General features: G+C 63.3%; 13 protein-coding genes and 1 pseudogene. 10 read left to right on the forward strand and 4 right to left on the reverse strand.

The window, feature by feature from the left end; all coding sequences use genetic code 11:
- Positions 1-139: 139 nt before the first annotated feature.
- Entirely contained in the window at positions 140-955 is an 816-nt protein-coding gene (locus tag VK804_RS19950) for an exodeoxyribonuclease III (RefSeq protein WP_325373390.1), read from the forward strand.
- Between the two features lie 34 nt (positions 956-989).
- On the opposite strand, the gene VK804_RS19955 is transcribed toward VK804_RS19950, so the two are convergent.
- Positions 990-1,433: a cyclic nucleotide-binding domain-containing protein gene (locus VK804_RS19955; RefSeq protein WP_325373392.1), complete on the reverse strand. Its 444-nt coding sequence runs from the start codon at positions 1,431-1,433 to the stop codon at positions 990-992.
- Positions 1,434-1,496: 63 nt separating this feature from the next.
- Complete coding sequence (locus VK804_RS19960) at positions 1,497-2,183, reverse strand: response regulator transcription factor (RefSeq protein WP_024514994.1); 687 nt, start codon at positions 2,181-2,183, stop codon at positions 1,497-1,499.
- Between the two features lie 290 nt (positions 2,184-2,473).
- On the opposite strand from VK804_RS19960, the gene VK804_RS19965 reads away from it, so the two are divergent.
- Both VK804_RS19965 and VK804_RS19970 read left to right on the forward strand, forming a co-directional pair.
- Complete coding sequence (locus VK804_RS19965; RefSeq protein WP_414642815.1) at positions 2,474-2,983, forward strand: L,D-transpeptidase family protein; 510 nt, start codon at positions 2,474-2,476, stop codon at positions 2,981-2,983.
- Positions 2,984-2,988: 5 nt separating this feature from the next.
- Positions 2,989-3,774, forward strand: coding sequence for a hydratase (locus tag VK804_RS19970; protein ID WP_325373397.1), 786 nt, complete (start codon positions 2,989-2,991; stop codon positions 3,772-3,774).
- A gap of 173 nt (positions 3,775-3,947) precedes the next feature.
- Here VK804_RS19970 and VK804_RS19975 read toward each other — a convergent pair whose 3' ends face one another.
- Positions 3,948-4,637: a YggS family pyridoxal phosphate-dependent enzyme gene (locus VK804_RS19975; RefSeq protein WP_325373398.1), complete on the reverse strand. Its 690-nt coding sequence runs from the start codon at positions 4,635-4,637 to the stop codon at positions 3,948-3,950.
- A gap of 105 nt (positions 4,638-4,742) precedes the next feature.
- On the opposite strand from VK804_RS19975, the gene VK804_RS19980 reads away from it, so the two are divergent.
- The 7 genes from VK804_RS19980 to holA all read left to right on the forward strand — a co-directional run bounded on the left by VK804_RS19980 (position 4,743) and on the right by holA (position 15,718).
- The gene (locus VK804_RS19980) at positions 4,743-6,434 is read left to right on the forward strand and encodes a sensor domain-containing diguanylate cyclase (protein WP_325373400.1); all 1,692 of its coding nucleotides are present in this window, start codon (positions 4,743-4,745) and stop codon (positions 6,432-6,434) included.
- A gap of 245 nt (positions 6,435-6,679) precedes the next feature.
- Complete coding sequence (locus VK804_RS19985) at positions 6,680-7,804, forward strand: serine protease (RefSeq protein WP_325373402.1); 1,125 nt, start codon at positions 6,680-6,682, stop codon at positions 7,802-7,804.
- Positions 7,805-7,822: 18 nt separating this feature from the next.
- The gene (locus VK804_RS19990) at positions 7,823-9,073 is read left to right on the forward strand and encodes a hypothetical protein (protein ID WP_325373404.1); all 1,251 of its coding nucleotides are present in this window, start codon (positions 7,823-7,825) and stop codon (positions 9,071-9,073) included.
- Positions 9,070-10,959: a pentapeptide repeat-containing protein gene (locus VK804_RS19995; protein ID WP_325373406.1), complete on the forward strand. Its 1,890-nt coding sequence runs from the start codon at positions 9,070-9,072 to the stop codon at positions 10,957-10,959. The genes VK804_RS19990 and VK804_RS19995 overlap by 4 nt, the downstream gene beginning before the upstream one ends.
- A 412-nt stretch (positions 10,960-11,371) precedes the next feature.
- Positions 11,372-13,996 (forward strand): leucine--tRNA ligase, encoded by a 2,625-nt coding sequence (gene leuS, locus VK804_RS20000; RefSeq protein WP_325373408.1) that lies wholly within the window; start codon positions 11,372-11,374, stop codon positions 13,994-13,996.
- A complete protein-coding gene (gene lptE / locus VK804_RS20005; RefSeq protein WP_325373410.1) occupies positions 13,983-14,534 on the forward strand; it encodes an LPS assembly lipoprotein LptE in 552 nt (183 codons plus the stop codon). The genes leuS and lptE overlap by 14 nt, the downstream gene beginning before the upstream one ends.
- A gap of 155 nt (positions 14,535-14,689) precedes the next feature.
- Complete coding sequence (holA, locus tag VK804_RS20010) at positions 14,690-15,718, forward strand: DNA polymerase III subunit delta (RefSeq protein ID WP_325373412.1); 1,029 nt, start codon at positions 14,690-14,692, stop codon at positions 15,716-15,718.
- A 144-nt stretch (positions 15,719-15,862) separates the two neighbouring features.
- Here the strand turns inward: holA and VK804_RS20015 are convergent.
- Positions 15,863-15,979, reverse strand: a pseudogene (locus tag VK804_RS20015) (ISAs1 family transposase); the annotation flags it as partial.

The raw sequence follows: 15,979 nt of genomic DNA on the forward strand, positions 1-15,979 counted from the left end.
TCGTTGCTGCCATTGGAACAAGAAAGACGTGGATGGCCGGGCATAGGCGAGCGGAAGCGACGCCGTCCTTGACGGCTATGCCCGGCCATGACGGAGCGAGAGGCGTGCGCTCGGGTACTTGCCCTGCTACATCACTTCGATGCGTTTTTCCCTGACAACCTGGAACATCAATTCGGTGCGGCTGCGCATCGACCTCGTCGCCAAATTCCTGAAATCCGCGCGGCCGGACGTGCTGTGCCTGCAAGAGACAAAATGCATCGATGACGCGTTTCCATTGAAGCGTTTCAAACGCCTCGGTTATGAACACGTCGCGCTGAACGGGCAGAAGGGCTATCACGGCGTCGCGGTGGTCTCGAAGCTGCCGTTCGAGAGCAGCGATATCCGCACCTTCTGCGACAAGATCGATTCGCGGCATATCTCGGTCGGCTTCGGCGCGAAGGCGCAACTGACAAAACCGCTGGTCGTGCACAATTTCTACGTTCCGGCAGGCGGCGATATCCCCGATCCCGCGCTCAATCCGAAATTCGAACACAAGCTGCAATTCCTCGACGAGATGAAATCCTGCGAGCCGCTGCATCCGCGCGGCGACGACCGCCATATCCTGGTCGGCGACCTCAATGTCGCGCCCTACGAGAACGACGTCTGGTCGCACAAGCAGTTGCTGAAGGTGGTGTCGCACACGCCGATCGAATGCGAGAAGCTGCTGGCCGCCCAGGCCCATGGCGAATGGATCGACGTCGCGCGGATGCGCATTCCGCTGTCGGAGAAGGTCTACACCTGGTGGAGCTATCGCGCCGCCGACTGGACGCAGGCCGATCGCGGCCGCAGGCTCGATCACATCTGGGTCTCGAGGGCGCTGAAGGAGGCGGTCAGCGATTTCCGGATCCTGCGCGATGCGCGCGGCTGGCAACGGCCGTCCGATCACGTGCCGGTGACGGTGACGCTGGAGGTCTAGCCGTCGTCCCTGCGAACGCAGGGACGACGATAATTCAAGTGCTCAGCTTGGCGCCCGCCATCAGAATATCGCTGGCGATCTGGCTGGTGCGGTTGGCGAATTCGTCGCGCAGCCGGCGCGCCGCCGCGGGATCGCTCTCCAGCACCCGCTGAAACAAGCTGCGCGCCACCCTGATCACCGATGAATGTTCCAGCGCGGTCGCCGTGGAGGGCCGCTGCATGGCGGCGATCAGCGCGAGTTCGCCGATCAGGGCACCGGGACCGGCGATGATCTCGGCGCCGGCGCCATCCTCGATCCGGAACGCGCCACGCTGAACGATAAAGCCGGCGTCGGCGTCATCGCCCTGCTGGAACAGCACGTCGCCGCGCGCGACGGGGCGCTGCTCGGAGCCGATCGCCAGCATGCGCAAGCAGGCCGTTCCCAACAGGCGTAGCGTCGGGACGCGCTCGAGCAGGGCAACATCATCTTCGATCGACATGCAGGACCGGTGATCGGGGCGCGCAACCAAAGCCAAAAAATACGAATCGCGGCCCTATTCGTATCACGGCACCAGCTTGTAGCCACCGGCTTCCGTCACCAGGATCTCGGGATTGGCGGCATCTTTTTCGATCTTCTGGCGCAGCCGATAGATATGGGTTTCCAGGGTGTGGGTGGTGACGCCCGAATTATAACCCCACACTTCCTGCAACAGCGTCTCGCGCGACACCGGCAGCTGGCCGGCGCGATACAAAAACCGCAGGATCGCGGTCTCCTTCTCGGTCAGCCGAACTTTCCTGGCGTTGGCGCCGGTCAGCATCTTGGAGCCGGGCCGGAAACTGTAGGGACCGACCGAAAACACCGCGTCTTCGCTGGCTTCGTGCTGGCGGAGCTGCGCGCGGATCCGCGCCAGCAGCACCGCAAACCGGAACGGCTTTGCGACATAGTCGTTGGCGCCGGATTCGAGGCCTAAAATGGTATCCGAATCGGTGTCGTGTCCGGTCAGCATGATGATCGGCGCCTTGAAGCCGCCCTTGCGCAGGGAGCGCACCACTTCGCGCCCGTCGGTATCGGGCAGCCCGACATCCATCAGCACCAGATCGGGGGCATTGGCCTTGGCGGCGCTGGCGCCCTTGGCGCCGGTATCGACCGCGGAGGCTTCGAACTCGTCGTGCAGCGACAATTGCTCCACCAGCGTATCGCGCAGATCGGTATCGTCATCCACGATCAGGATCTTGCGGGCATTGGCCATGGGTACAATCCTCTGGGGCGGCGGGTGCAGCGACAGGCGCCATCGGGCGCTTCTCGCTGGTAGAAAGAATCTACGTCGGGTCTTTGTTCGTCTTGAGGTAGGCGGATATTACCGATTCACAAGCCGAAACCGCACTCTAGCCTAGAATTGCCGCGCATTTGGATGAATGTCCTGTAATGGGGGATATAGCACACTTGCCCCTCGACGAACCATATCGAGACTCAGCTATCATGAAAAATATAGCTATTTCAAATAGTTATATAATCGCTTCGCCCGATCGGCCGGTCACCATGATCAGGATTGGGGCCGCCGCGGGCGATCGGCGCCGGGGATGGCTCATGGCCGGCGGACAGACCATTCCGGTCGCGCTGGGGCGCGGCGGCATCAGGGCCAACAAGCGCGAGGGAGATGGCGGGACCCCAAAGGGCACGTTCCGGCCGCGGCAATTGTGGTGGCGCGCCGACCGAAACCCAAGGCCCCGGACCTTCCTGCCGGTCCGCGCCATCCGGTCCGACGATGCCTGGTGCGAAGACCCAGCGAGCCGCCACTACAACCAGCCGATCAGGCGCGACCGGAGCCGCGAAGGCGACCGGCTCGAGCGCGACGATCACCTTTATGATTTCATTGTCGAGATCGACCACAACACCTCGCCGCGCATCGCCGGCCGCGGCAGCGCGGTATTCCTGCACTTGGTGCGCGAGAATTTTGCACCGACCGCGGGCTGCGTTTCGATGACGAAATCGGCGATGCTGCGGTTGCTGGCGCGGCTGGGGCCAGACACACGGATCGTGATCGGGTGAGGGAAATGCCGGACAAACATCAAATTGAGGCGGCGGCGCGGATTCTACACGATCATTGGCGCGCCGGGACAAAGCTCGAAAACCTCGAAGCCTCGCTGCGGCCGCACGACCGCGTGGAAGCCTACGCGATCCAGGCGAGACTGCAGGATCATTCGAGCGGAAAACTGTTCGGCTGGAAAATCGCCGCCACCAGCGAGGCCGGACAGAAGCACATCAATGTCGATGGTCCGATGGCCGGACGCATCCTGCCCGAGACCGTGATTGCCGACGGCGGCATGGCAAGCATGGCGGGAAACGAAATGCGCGTCGCCGAGCCCGAATTCGCCTTCCGCATGGCAAAGGATTTGCCGCCGCGATCCGACCCCTACACGGTGCGAGAGGTGCTCGATGCGGTGGGCACGCTGCATCCGGCGATCGAGATTCCGGATTCGCGATTTAGGGACTTCGTCAGCGCGGGAGCCGAGCAAATCATCGCGGACAATGCCTGCGCGCATTTGTTCGTGCTCGGCGCGCCCGCGAGCGCAAACTGGCGTGCGCTCGATCTCGTCGAGGAGAGGCCGGTCATCACGCTGCGGGGCAGGCAATTCACAGGTCACGGCAAGAACGTGCTGGGCGATCCCCGGATCGCGCTGACGTGGCTCGCCAACGAATTGCGCCAGCTCGGCTTGACCCTGCGCGCCGGCGAAGTCGTGACCACCGGCACCTGCCATCCGCCGCTGCCGATTGCGTCGGGCGACATTTTCGCGGCCGATTTTGGGGCGCTTGGGAAAGTATCGGTCGGATTCGAGTAGATCGGTAATATCGGGCGTCATCCTGAGGTGTGAGCTGAGCGGCGCTCTTGCGCCGTTCGGCGAGCCTCGAAGGATGTGAGGGCAGTCTCTCCTCGGCCGATCCTTCGAGGCTCGCCCAGCGGTGCAAGTGCACCGCAAGGCTCGCACCTCAGGATGACGACGAAGTCGCTGCTCTACCGGTGCCCGAAAATCGCCGAACCAACCCGGACGTGGGTGGCGCCGAGCTGGATCGCGATCGTGAAATCGGCGCTCATGCCCATCGAGAGATTCTTCAAGCCGTTGCGCGCGGCGATCGCAGCGGTCAGTGCGAAATGCGGCGCCGGCGGATCGTCGACCGGCGGGATGCACATCAGGCCGGAAATCCGCAAGCCGTATTTGTCGCGGCAGGCGGCGATGAAGGCGTCGGCCTCGCCGGGCGCGACGCCGGCCTTCTGCGGCTCCTCGCCGGTGTTGAGCTGGACGAACAATTCAGGGGCGCGCTTTTGAGAAGTGATTTCCTTGGCTAACGCTTCGCAAATGCTCGGACGATCGACCGAATGAATGGCGTCGAACAGCGCCACCGCCTCCTTCGCCTTGTTCGATTGCAGCGACCCGATCAGGTGCAAGGCGATGCCGGGGTAAGCCGACATTAACCCTGGCCATTTCGCCTTGGCTTCCTGCACGCGATTCTCGCCGAAAACGCGCTGTCCGGCCTCAATTGTGGGCCGGATGACGTCGGCATCGAAGGTCTTGGACACCGCGATCAACGTTACCGACGCAGGATCGCGGCGCGCCTCCCTGCAGGCGCGCGCGATCTCCTGCGCCACACTGGCGAGTCCGTTTGGTAAAGGCGCGGTCATCTGCGCGGGGTTTTGCGGCGTCATGTCATCCGTCGGTCGTAATTTTACGGGGTAATTCGAATTTTACCGAGTTCGGGAAAGGCTTCTTGAACCATTCCCTTTACCTTGCATGCGGGGTGGGGGACAAAGATGTTACGCGTCAGTTTCAACCGCAAACGAGTGAAACTCAAGCAGCTTCTCGGAATCCGCGCGCGGCTTACATTGCTGGCGCTGATCCTGGTGGCGCCTCTGATGCTGGAGCGCGCCCGTTCGCTCGAGGATGCAAGGACGAGAGAGATTGCGGCGGCCTCCGCCGAATCGTCGGCGCTGGCGGAACACAGCGCCGACGCCCAGCGTGAAATCATCTCATCGGTCGAAACCATCCTGAAATCGGCCGCCTATATCCGCGCCTCGGCCGGAGGCGTCAGCCGCAGTTGCGACATGCTGCGTGCCAGCCTGCCGGCCAATCTGCCGTGGATTCGCACCCTGCTGATCGTCGGCAAGGACGGCCGGGTACAATGCTCGACCAGCAACCAGTATGTCGGTCTCGACCTCAGTGACCGGGACTATCTCAGGAGGGCGCGCGACACCCGCGGCTTCGTCTTGAGCGACTTTCTGTTCGCGAAACCGACCCACAATCCGATTGTGATGGCGGCCTACCCGGTTTCGGCAATCAACGACGAGGTGGAAGCCGTTATCCTCGCGACTGTCAATCTCGACTGGATGTCGAAGATCATGAACAATCTCGGCGGACGACCTGGCGTCTCTGCCGTGCTAATCGACAGCACCGGAACGGTACTGGCGGCTCCGTCGGACCAGGCCAGCATGGTCGGCCGTCCGCTGGATACAATACCGCTGATGTCGACGATCGCCGAGAAGGCGATCGGGTCGGAGCGGGCCGAGGGATCGCTCTCCTTCAGCGCCGCGGACGGCTCGCAACGCATCGTCAGCTTCGCGCGTATCGCGGGCACTGAGGCCCGCCTGATCGTCAGCATCGATGGAGCCAAGGTGTCAGCTGCGATCAATCGCGAAATCCGCACCGCCTATCTGCAACTCGGATTCGTCTGCCTGTTCGTGCTGCTCGGCGCGCTGATCGCGGCCGAAAAGCTGATCATACAGCCGATCGATACCATGGCCACGATGGCCAAGCGGTTCGGCCAGGGCAACTGGGCAGACCGCGCGGCGCGCAAGTCGCTGCCCGCCGAATTCGTGCCACTGGCCCGCGCCTTCAACGCGATGGCGGCCCAGCTCGGCCAGCGCGAGCGCGAACTGGTCGCCACCAACGACCGGCTGACCGTGATCGCGTCGATCGACATGCTGTCCGGGCTCGCCAACCGGCGCGGCTTCCAGAGCCGGCTCGATTTCGAATGGATGAAGGCCCAGCAATATGACTGCGAGTTGTCGCTTCTGATGATCGATGTCGATCACTTCAAGCTGTTCAACGACACCTATGGCCATCCCGAGGGCGACGCCTGTCTCACCCGGCTCGGCGAGACGCTGGCCGGCATCGCCGCGGAGACCATGGGCTTTGCCGGGCGCTATGGCGGCGAGGAATTTTGTCTGCTGCTGCCCAACACCGACGCAGGCCGCGCGGTCGAGATCGGCGAAATGGTGCGCGGCGCGGTGCAGGGGATCGCGATGCCCCACTGCACTTCGTCGTATCAGATCGTCACCGTCAGCGTCGGCGTCGCCGCCACCCGTCCAAACGACGGCCAGCGGCCGGGCGACCTGATCGAGGCGGCCGACGCAGCACTTTATGCCGCCAAGCACCGCGGCCGCAACGCCGTGGTCGAACATGGCTTCGTGCGGCTGACCGACAGCGCGGTGCAGTTGGCGAGTTGACACGACGCTCGAGGTGCGGGCGCGTCGAGGGCAGAAGGCGTTGCCCTATTGCCGACCTTTGTGCCGCGCGCTAAGGTAGAAATATTATAGCGCACATGCGGCGTGTGCTGCAAAGAACTTTTTGACCACAGGGCGGCCCGAGCCGGATCGGTACCAAGCCACTCTTTCGCGGATTCCGGTGGAGCTCCACTGCTGCGGGAGCATGCGCGGCATTTCTCGGAAAGAATTTACATGGGCAAGTTTACATGGGCAAACTGAGTGGAGAGGATGTCAGGAGGCTCGCCAAACTGCTCGACAGCACTTTGAGCCTCGACGACCTGCAGGCCTTTGTTTACGCCAGCACGGGCGACCAGTTGTTCAGTGCCTATGTCGCAAAGGACCAGCCCAAGCAGCCCATGATCCGCGCACTGCTGATCGCGCTGGAGGACAGCGGGACGACGTCCGACTTCCTCGGCTATGTCTATGTCAACCGGCCCGGACGACCCGACGTCCGCGCCGAAATCGCCAAGGACTTTCCGGACGCGGTTGCGGTTTCCGAGAAAAAAATCGACCTTTCCGCGCAAACGGCGGGCACGCCGCAAGCCGACGCACCGAACAATGCGATCGCGCCGGGCCTGCAACGCAACGTACGGCCCTACCTCGCCAAGCTCGATGTACGGGTATGGCAGGATCGACTGGTCAAGATCGAGCGGCAGGTCTGCCGCGTCGAACTGGAGGGCAACGCGCTGGGCACCGGATTTTTGGTAGGACCCGACACGGTGCTCACCAACTGGCACGTGTTCGAGATCGCCAAGAACGCCGGCAAGGTCGGCCAGCTCGGCTGCCGCTTCGATTATGTCCGCTTGCCCAATGGGCAGACCGATGCGGGCCAGTTGGTTCTGCTCGACGCCGCCGGCAGCCTGGACGGCTACCCCTACAGCGCGGCCGAAAAGGCCGGCAATCCGGACAATCCGCTGCCGACGATGGATGAGCTGGACTATGCGCTCATGCGCTTGGCGAGCCGGGTCGGCGAGCAGCAAGTCGACGGCGCGCCGCGCGGATGGATCGCGCTGCCGAAAACGGTGTTGCCATTGCCCGCCGATGCGCCGATTCTGATCGTGCAGCATCCGGAGGGAACGCCGATGAAGCTGGCGCTCGATACCCAGGCCGTGGTCGGGCTGAACGGCAACGGAACGCGGATCCGCTATCGGACCAACACCGATCCGGGATCGTCCGGCTCGCCGGTGTTCACGATGGATTGGGATCTCGTGGCCTTGCATCATTATGGCGATCCCAAATGGGAGAATCCTCAATTCAACCAGGGTGTGCCGATCGAATTGATCCGGCAGCGCATCGTCAAGGACGGGTTCGAAACCGCGCTTGGGGCTTGAGAGGGAGGAATCGCGGCAATGCCAGCGCTACCCGCATTGCGTCAGAAGGCGGTCGAAGCGATGGGCGCAGCCTTGACCCAGCAGGACATCGAACAGCTCGTGATGGAGGCAACCGGCGACGACGTCTACAACGTCTTTGCTTCCAGGGACGATCCGCGGGCGATCCTGATCTCCAAGACCCTGGCCCAGCTGGAGAAGGAAGGCACCGAGCGATGGCTCCTGACCTTCATCCTGATCGCGATCGCGCAGGACAAGCTTCGCATGCTGATCGTGAAGACCTGGCCCAACACCCTGGTCAGCCTGCCGCAGATCGAAGGCCAGGTCGCCAGCGCCTTGAAATATCTGAGTGAGGTGCTGAACACCCCGCTGCCCACCGGGTTGAAATATCAGCTCAAGCCCAAACACGATGCCTTTGACGAGATCCGGCGGCGCATCGCCGACCTGTACGTCTACAAGTGCTTGCACGAATATCTGCACGTCCTGCATCTGAAACTCGTGGTCGCGGGTTCGGCCCAGGCGGGCGCGGCCACGGGGAACGATTTCACCGGCATCCTGGCCCAGTGCGACGAGATTGCGGCTCAGGCGCCGCCGGTTGTGGCGCTGCTCAGCTCCAAGGATGTCGAGCTCAGCTGGATTTCGCAGTTGGCGACATTGGCCGCCTCGCTCAAGGCCGCAGTCGCCGCCTCCGATATGGCTGCCTGCCTCAGCGCCCGCGATGCCATCCAGGGCTTGGCAAGGCTTCACTTGTCGCGACTGAACGCACAGGTCTTCAGGGCGGCGAAGGAGCTGTCGTTCGAGGCGCTGGTGGACGACCTTCCGCTGGACATCGAAACCCAGGACGCCTTCACCGAGCTCGTCCATGCGGTGCGCGAACTCAAGCCGACGGTGATCGCGCGCGCGCTGAAGCAGTCGATGTGGCAGGAGGCCGAAAACGAAATCTCGCTGATCGCCGATTTCTTCAGCGTCAGCGGCGACGAATTTTCCGAGTTCAGCCAGCATTGGTTCGCGCTGAAATCCCGCGTGCTCTGGCTTGCCGCCCTCGATCCGGACGATCCCTGGGCGAAGCAGGCGCAGCAGTATTCCGATGAAATCGACGACGGCTTGAGCAGGGAGAAGCTCGACGACGAGATCAAGCATCGTTTCGAGGCCTACCGGAACCTGTTCAGGTTCCGCTTTCTCGCGATCGACAACACGCTGAAGCAGGATTGCAGTTCGCTGCGCATGATCGATGCGCCGTTGACCGAGATCCTGAAGGAGCTCGCGCCATGACCGTCGAAGCAGAGCCCGGCGCGGGTGCGGTGCCGCTGTCTTCGGCCTTGCAGCCGGGCGCGGCATTTTCGAACCTCGCCGCGCTGCGCAAGGCGCATCAGGATTTGAGAGACGTAGCGGCGGCGGCGCTGTCATCCCCCGATGTGGCCGAGCGGATTCGGACATTCCTGGGGAACGCGCGGAAAGCCGGTGCGATGCTGGTCGATCCCGGCGAGCGCCGCGTCGCGCAGGGCATTCTCGATTTCTGGAGTGCGGAGCTCGCCGGCAATCCCTCTGCGACGCAAGAGGATTTCGTGCCGGTGATGCTGGCACCGCCCGACGCCGTGCAAACCTTTAGCCGGCCCGATAGTCCCGCCGCCGCCGAGACGCCGGCGCCCGCCCCCAAGGTCGACCAGCGCGCGCTGGTCCGGCTTTCCGCGATGGCGCGCCAGTGGCGCGACTCCGGCAAGCAGCCCGGCTATCTCTTGACCGGCGAGACCATCGAGGAGGCGGCGAAATTCAAGGACCAGGACTCCAACCTCGCCGAGTTCGTCGAGGCGAGCCAGAAAGCCGTCGACCATCAACGCAGGATTAGGACGATCGCCTATTCCGGAATCATGGGAGCCATGGTCGCTCTTGCGGCAGCGGGCGCTGCGCTCTGGTATTTCAGCGTCCTGCTCAAGGCCTCCGAACGCCTGATCGTCCAGTCGGCGACGAAAGGATCCGATCCGGCGTTGGCGCTTGAGTGGCTGGACTTGTTTCAGCCGTTGCTGCCGCCCTACGACTTCTCCGGTATCAAACTGGCGAATGTCTCGGCGCCGAGGCTAAGGCTGTATGCGCCGAACTTCTCCGGCGCCGAATTCAGCAAGGTGGCGTTTCCAAGGGCCATTCTGCCGGCCGCTTCGTTCGTCGACAGCGACTTTTCCTTCGACGGCAGCGGCGACAACGATTTTGGCGGCGCCGTGCTTCGGCAGGCCCAGTTCAGGGGGGCAAGAATTGCGGCCACCTCGTTCGAGGGGGCGGACCTCTATCGAGCCTCGTTCGATCGCGCGATCCTGTGCGACGTCGATTTCACCGGCGCCAATCTGCGCACCGCCTCGTTTTGGGCGGTGACGTCGAACGACGCGACCAAGGAAACGCTCAAGAAGACCGCCTGGTGGCAGGCGCAGGGCTGGCCGTGGTCCGAAATCGAAAAACTGGCGCCGCCGCACCAGGCCCCCGCCAATGCCAGCGATGACGACAGGCTAAGGAGCAGTCTCAGGAGCTCGCGCGGTTTCAGGAACGACATTCAGCGGACGATCGGTGATTTCCAGCGAAGTTCGGCGGGCACGATCGAGCGGGCACTCGCGCTCAACGACTTCGCCTGGACCGAGGCGGTTTGGGGGCTCGACATTGACGTCAACGCCGCAAAGCCGGCGCCCTCCGATCCCTGCGCGGCCACCGATCTGCCGTCCAGCGCAGAGCAAGCCGCCGAGCAGGCCGTCTGCATCGTCAACAAACTGAATCAGGATGGCGACGACAAGGGCAAATACACTTCGCTGCTGTCGAACCTGCGGGATACGCTGGCCTACGTTCTGCTGCAGAACAATGAAATTCCCCAGGCGCTGGAAATATACGCCGACATCGGACGCGACGACCCAAAGTCGCTGGAGGGCACGGACACCTCGTTTCGATATGCGATCGCGCAATATGCCGGCGGCCTGGACAAGGCGACCGCCATCGCCACGCTCAAGAACGCAGTCGAAGACGGCCGCTACCAGCCGACCCACGAGCTGCAAACCTTGAAGGATCTGATCTTTCCGGTGAAGGAATTCGTCGATGTGCTGCGGGCGTCCTCGAACAGACTGTGGCCAACCGTGCCGAGCCAGAGCCCGTGCCCGGCGCACAAGCCGGCTGCCTCAAAATGATCGACAGCCCCGCTGTTTAGCAGCGTTTCGTGCAGCCGGCCACGGCCGGCTCCGCAGTGGCGATCGAGGCGACAACAGCCACCGCGCCCGTCAGAGCCATGGCAACGGCAACTGCGAAAATGATCCTGCGCATGAACGGCTCCTTGTTAGCGCTCGCTCAACTGTAGCACTTGGGGTCGATCTGGTTCAATCAACGGAGCTTGAGCGGCCCAGCAGGCGAATATTGACTGAAGCCAAATGAACGGCGGCTGAAGCGGCCATCAACACGCCGTGATGAGAACCGCCGGCGCGCGGTCGCATTTTCCAGGGCCATCCGGCCGACGAGCCAACCCGTTGACCCCCCTGCCGCTTTTGTGGCCTAGTCCGCCGTCCCGAAGACGGCCCCGAATCCACGAAAAAGCCCAGCGATTCCATGACTAACGAACGCTACAACGCCCGCGAATCCGAGCCGCGCTGGCAACGCCGGTGGGACGAGGAGGCGATTTTTGCCTCCAAAAACGACGATCCGCGGCCGAAATATTACGTGCTGGAGATGTTCCCCTATCCGTCCGGGCGCATCCATATCGGCCATGTCCGCAACTATACGCTGGGCGATGTGCTGGCGCGCTTCATGCGCGCCAAGGGATTCAACGTGCTGCATCCGATGGGCTGGGATGCGTTCGGGCTGCCGGCGGAAAACGCCGCGATCGAGCGCAAGGTAGCGCCGAAGGCGTGGACCTACGACAACATCGCGGCGATGAAGAAACAGCTGCATTCGATCGGGCTGTCGCTCGACTGGTCGAGGGAATTCGCGACCTGCGATCCCTCCTACTACAAGCACCAGCAAAAACTGTTTCTCGATTTCCTGCGCGCGGGCCTTGCCGAGCGCGAGAAGCGCAAGATCAACTGGGACCCGGTCGACATGACCGTGCTCGCCAACGAGCAGGTGATCGACGGCCGCGGCTGGCGCTCCGGCGCGGTGGTCGAGCTGCGCGAGATGAACCAGTGGGTGTTCAAGATCACGAAATATTCGCAGGAATTATTGGACGCGCTCGACACGCTGGATCGCTGGCCCGACAAGGTGCGGCTGATGCAGCGTAACTGGATCGGCCGCTCCGAAGGCATGCTGATCCGCTTCGCGCTGGATCCTTCGACCGCGCCGAATGGCGAGAGCGAACTGAAGATCTTCACCACCCGCCATGACACGCTGTTCGGCGCCAAATTCATGGCGATCGCGCCGGATCATCCGCTGGCACAGGCCGCGGCTGTGAGGAATCCAAAGCTCGCGGAGTTCATTGCGGAGGCCAAGCGTCACGGCACCGCGCAGGAAATCATCGATACCCAGGAGAAGCTGGGTTTCGACACCGGCATCAGGGCGATTCACCCCTTCGATGCGAACTGGAAGCTGCCGGTCTATGTCGCCAATTTCGTGCTGATGGAATACGGCACCGGCGCGATCTTCGGCTGCCCCGCGCACGACCAGCGCGACCTCGATTTCGTCAATAAATACGGGCTCGGCAATACGCCCGTGGTCTGTCCCGAGGGACAGGACCCGAAAACCTTCGTGATTACGGACACCGCCTATGACGGCGACGGCCGCATGATCAATTCGCGCTTCCTCGACGGCATGACCATCGAGCAGGCCAAGGAAGACGTGGCGAAGCGCCTTGAAGGTGAGGTGCGTGGAAACATGCCGGTCGGCGAACGCCAGGTGAATTTCCGGCTGCGCGACTGGGGCATCTCGCGGCAGCGCTATTGGGGCTGCCCGATCCCGGTGATCCACTGCTCAACATGCGGCGTGGTGCCGGTGCCGGACAAGGATCTGCCGGTGGTGCTGCCGGAAGACGTCAGCTTCGACAAGCCCGGCAACGCGCTCGACCATCACCCGACCTGGAAGCACGTCACCTGTCCGCAATGCGGCGGCAAGGCGACCCGCGAAACCGACACCATGGACACGTTCGTCGACTCGTCGTGGTATTTCGCGCGCTTCACCGATCCCTGGAACGAGCGCGCGCCGACCACGCCCGAGGTGGCGAACCGCATGATGCCGGTCGATCAATATATCGGCGGCGTCGAGCACGCGATCCTGCATCTGCTCTACAGCCGCTTCTTCACCCGCGCCATGAAGGCGACGGGCCATATCGACATGGATGAGCCGTTCGCCGGCATGTTCACGCAGGGCATGGTGGTGCACGAGACCTACCAGAAGGCCGACGGCAGCTTCGTCACACCGGCCGAAGTCAGGATCGAAACCGGCGGCAACGGCCGCCGCGCCAGCCTGATCGTATCAGGCGAAGAAATCAGGATCGGCCCGATCGAGAAGATGTCGAAATCGAGGCGCAACACCGTCGACCCCGACGACATCATCGAAACCTATGGCGCCGATGTCGCGCGCTGGTTCATGCTGTCGGATTCGCCGCCCGACCGCGACGTGATCTGGAGCGACGAACGGGTGCAGGGCGCTTCGCGCTTCGTGCAGCGGCTGTGGCGGCTGGTCAACGAGTCGGCCGAATTCGCCAGAACCGCGCCGGCCGCGCGGCCGGCTGCATTCGGCGCCGACGCAATGGCGCTCCGCAAGGCCGCGCATGGCGCGCTGGACAAGGTTTCCAGCGGCATCGAAAAACTGCATTTCAACGTCTGCCTCGCCTATATCCGGGAATTTTCCAATGCCTTGGGCGAGATCCTGGTGCGAGAGGGTCAGCCATCGGCCGACCTCGCGTGGAGCGTGCGCGAGGCGGCGGTCATGCTTGTTCAACTTTTCGCGCCGATGATGCCGCATCTGGCCGAGGAATCCTGGCAGGTGTTGGGACAGGCCGGCCTGGTTTCCGAGGCCAATTGGCCCAAAATCGAACGCGATTTGCTGGTTGAAGACACGGTGACGCTGGTGGTTCAGGTCAACGGCAAGAAACGGGGTGAGGTCACAGTGGCTAGCAGCGCCCAAAATCCGGAAATTGAGGCTGCCGTTCTGTCGCTCGATGCGGTAAAACAAGCCCTGGGCGGCAAACCCGTCCGCAAGGTGATCATCGTTCCCATGAGGATCGTCAATGTCGTTGGCTAGTACCCGCATCGCCGCTCGGCTGTTGGCCGTGGCCGCCCTGGCGGCGCTGACGGCGGGCTGCTTCCAGCCGATGTACGCCGAACATGCCGACGGCACTCCCGGCTTGCGCGACAAACTGTTGGGGGTGGAACTTCCTCCCACCGACAAGGCCAACGCCTCGCGCGAGGCCCGGGTCGGGCTGGAAATCCGCAACGCGCTGGCATTCAAGCTTTACGGCACCGCCAGCGGCACGACGCCGACCCACAAACTCGTGATCCGCTTCACCACCAGCCGCTCTTCGCTGATCCTCGATCCCGTCACCGAGCTGCCCTCGAGCGAAAATTACGGCATCGACGCGCAATACAATCTGATCGAGATCGGCACCAACAAATCGGTGATGACCGGCACCACCTTCTCCCGCGTGACCTACGACATGCCGGGCTCCTACCAGCGCTTTGCGCGGTCCCGCGCCTTCCGCGACGCTGAGGATCGCGCCGCCCAGGAAATCGCCGAAAATATCCAGACCCGGCTGGCGGCGTTCTTCACCGCCGGAACTTGACCGGCGCCGCCGCATCCGCCGAACGTCATCCTGAGGTGCGAGCCTCTTCGGCGAGCCTCGAAGGATGGCCGCACCGTTGTCTCCTTTTATCCTTCGAGGCTCGCCGAAGACGGCTCGCACCTCAGGATGACGTCTGCTCGGGTGGATAGGCCAAAATGGTCGCGCTTCGCGGAAAAGAAATCGACGCCTTTCTCGCCCGGCCCGATCCGGGCCGTCCGATCATTCTGCTCTATGGTCCGGATGCGGGCCTGGTGCGCGAGCGCGCCGACGCGCTGCTGGCATCCGCGGTCGATGATCCCAACGATCCGTTTTCCCTGGTGAAACTGGACGGCGACGAACTCTCGGCCGAACCGTCGCGGCTGGTCGATGAAGCGATGACGATCCCGCTGTTCGGCGGCCGCCGCGCGATCCGGGTCCGCGCCGGCTCCCGCAGTTTTGCCAGCGGCGTCGATACGCTGGCCGAATCACCCTTGAAGGATTGCCGCATTGTGATCGAGGCCGGCGAGTTGCGCCCGGAGTCGCCGCTGCGCAAGGCCTGCGAACGAGCGAAAACCGCAGTCGCCATCGGCTGCTATCCCGACGGCGAGCGCGACCTGGCGCGACTGATCGACGATGAACTGGGGATTTCTGATCTGCGCATGGCGCCCGACGCCCGCGCCACCTTGCTGTCGCTGCTCGGCGGCGACCGCCAGGCTTCCCGCAACGAACTCAAGAAGCTCGCGCTCTACGCCCACGGCAAGGGTGAGGTCACGCTCGACGACGTGATGGCGGTGGTGGCGGACGCGTCCGAGCTGAAGCTCGATCCGATCGTCGACGGCGCCTTTGCCGGAAAGCCGGAACTGGTCGAGAGCGAATTCGCCAAGGCGATGATCGCAGGCACCTATCCCGGCATGATCATTTCATCGGCCCAGCGCCAGGCCGCGTGGTTGCACAAATCGGCGCTGGCCGTTGCCGAGGGAACGCCGGCGCAAGTCCTGCTCGACAGCGGCTTCCCGCGCCTGCATTTTTCGCGAAAGCCGATGGTCGAAGCCGCACTACGCAATTTCAACCCGGCGCGGCTGGCGTCGATCATCGAGCAGCTCGCGACCGCAGCCCTGGACATGCGCAAGCAGACGAGCCTCGCCGCCGTGATCGCGCAGCGCACGCTGATGTCGATCGCGGTGAATGCGAAGCGCAGGGGGTGAGATGCAGGAGCGCCTCTTCTCCCTCGCCCCGCTCTTCGCGGGGAGAGGGTTGGGGTGAGGGGCTCTCTCGACAGGCTCGACTCGCGGAGAGTCCCCCTCACCCGGATTGCTTCGCAATCCGACCTCTCCCCGCAAGCGGCAGGGCTATCGCATATGGCTGAGAGCAGCCATGAGGAAGGCGTTATCCCATCCGGCGCGTTTGATTTTTCGCCGCAGGGAGGCTCGATCTGGGTGAGTTCGCAGGATGTTGAGGGCGAGCCT

The organism is Bradyrhizobium sp. (assembly GCF_035484855.1).
In the GTDB taxonomy this organism is placed as follows: domain Bacteria; phylum Pseudomonadota; class Alphaproteobacteria; order Rhizobiales; family Xanthobacteraceae; genus Bradyrhizobium.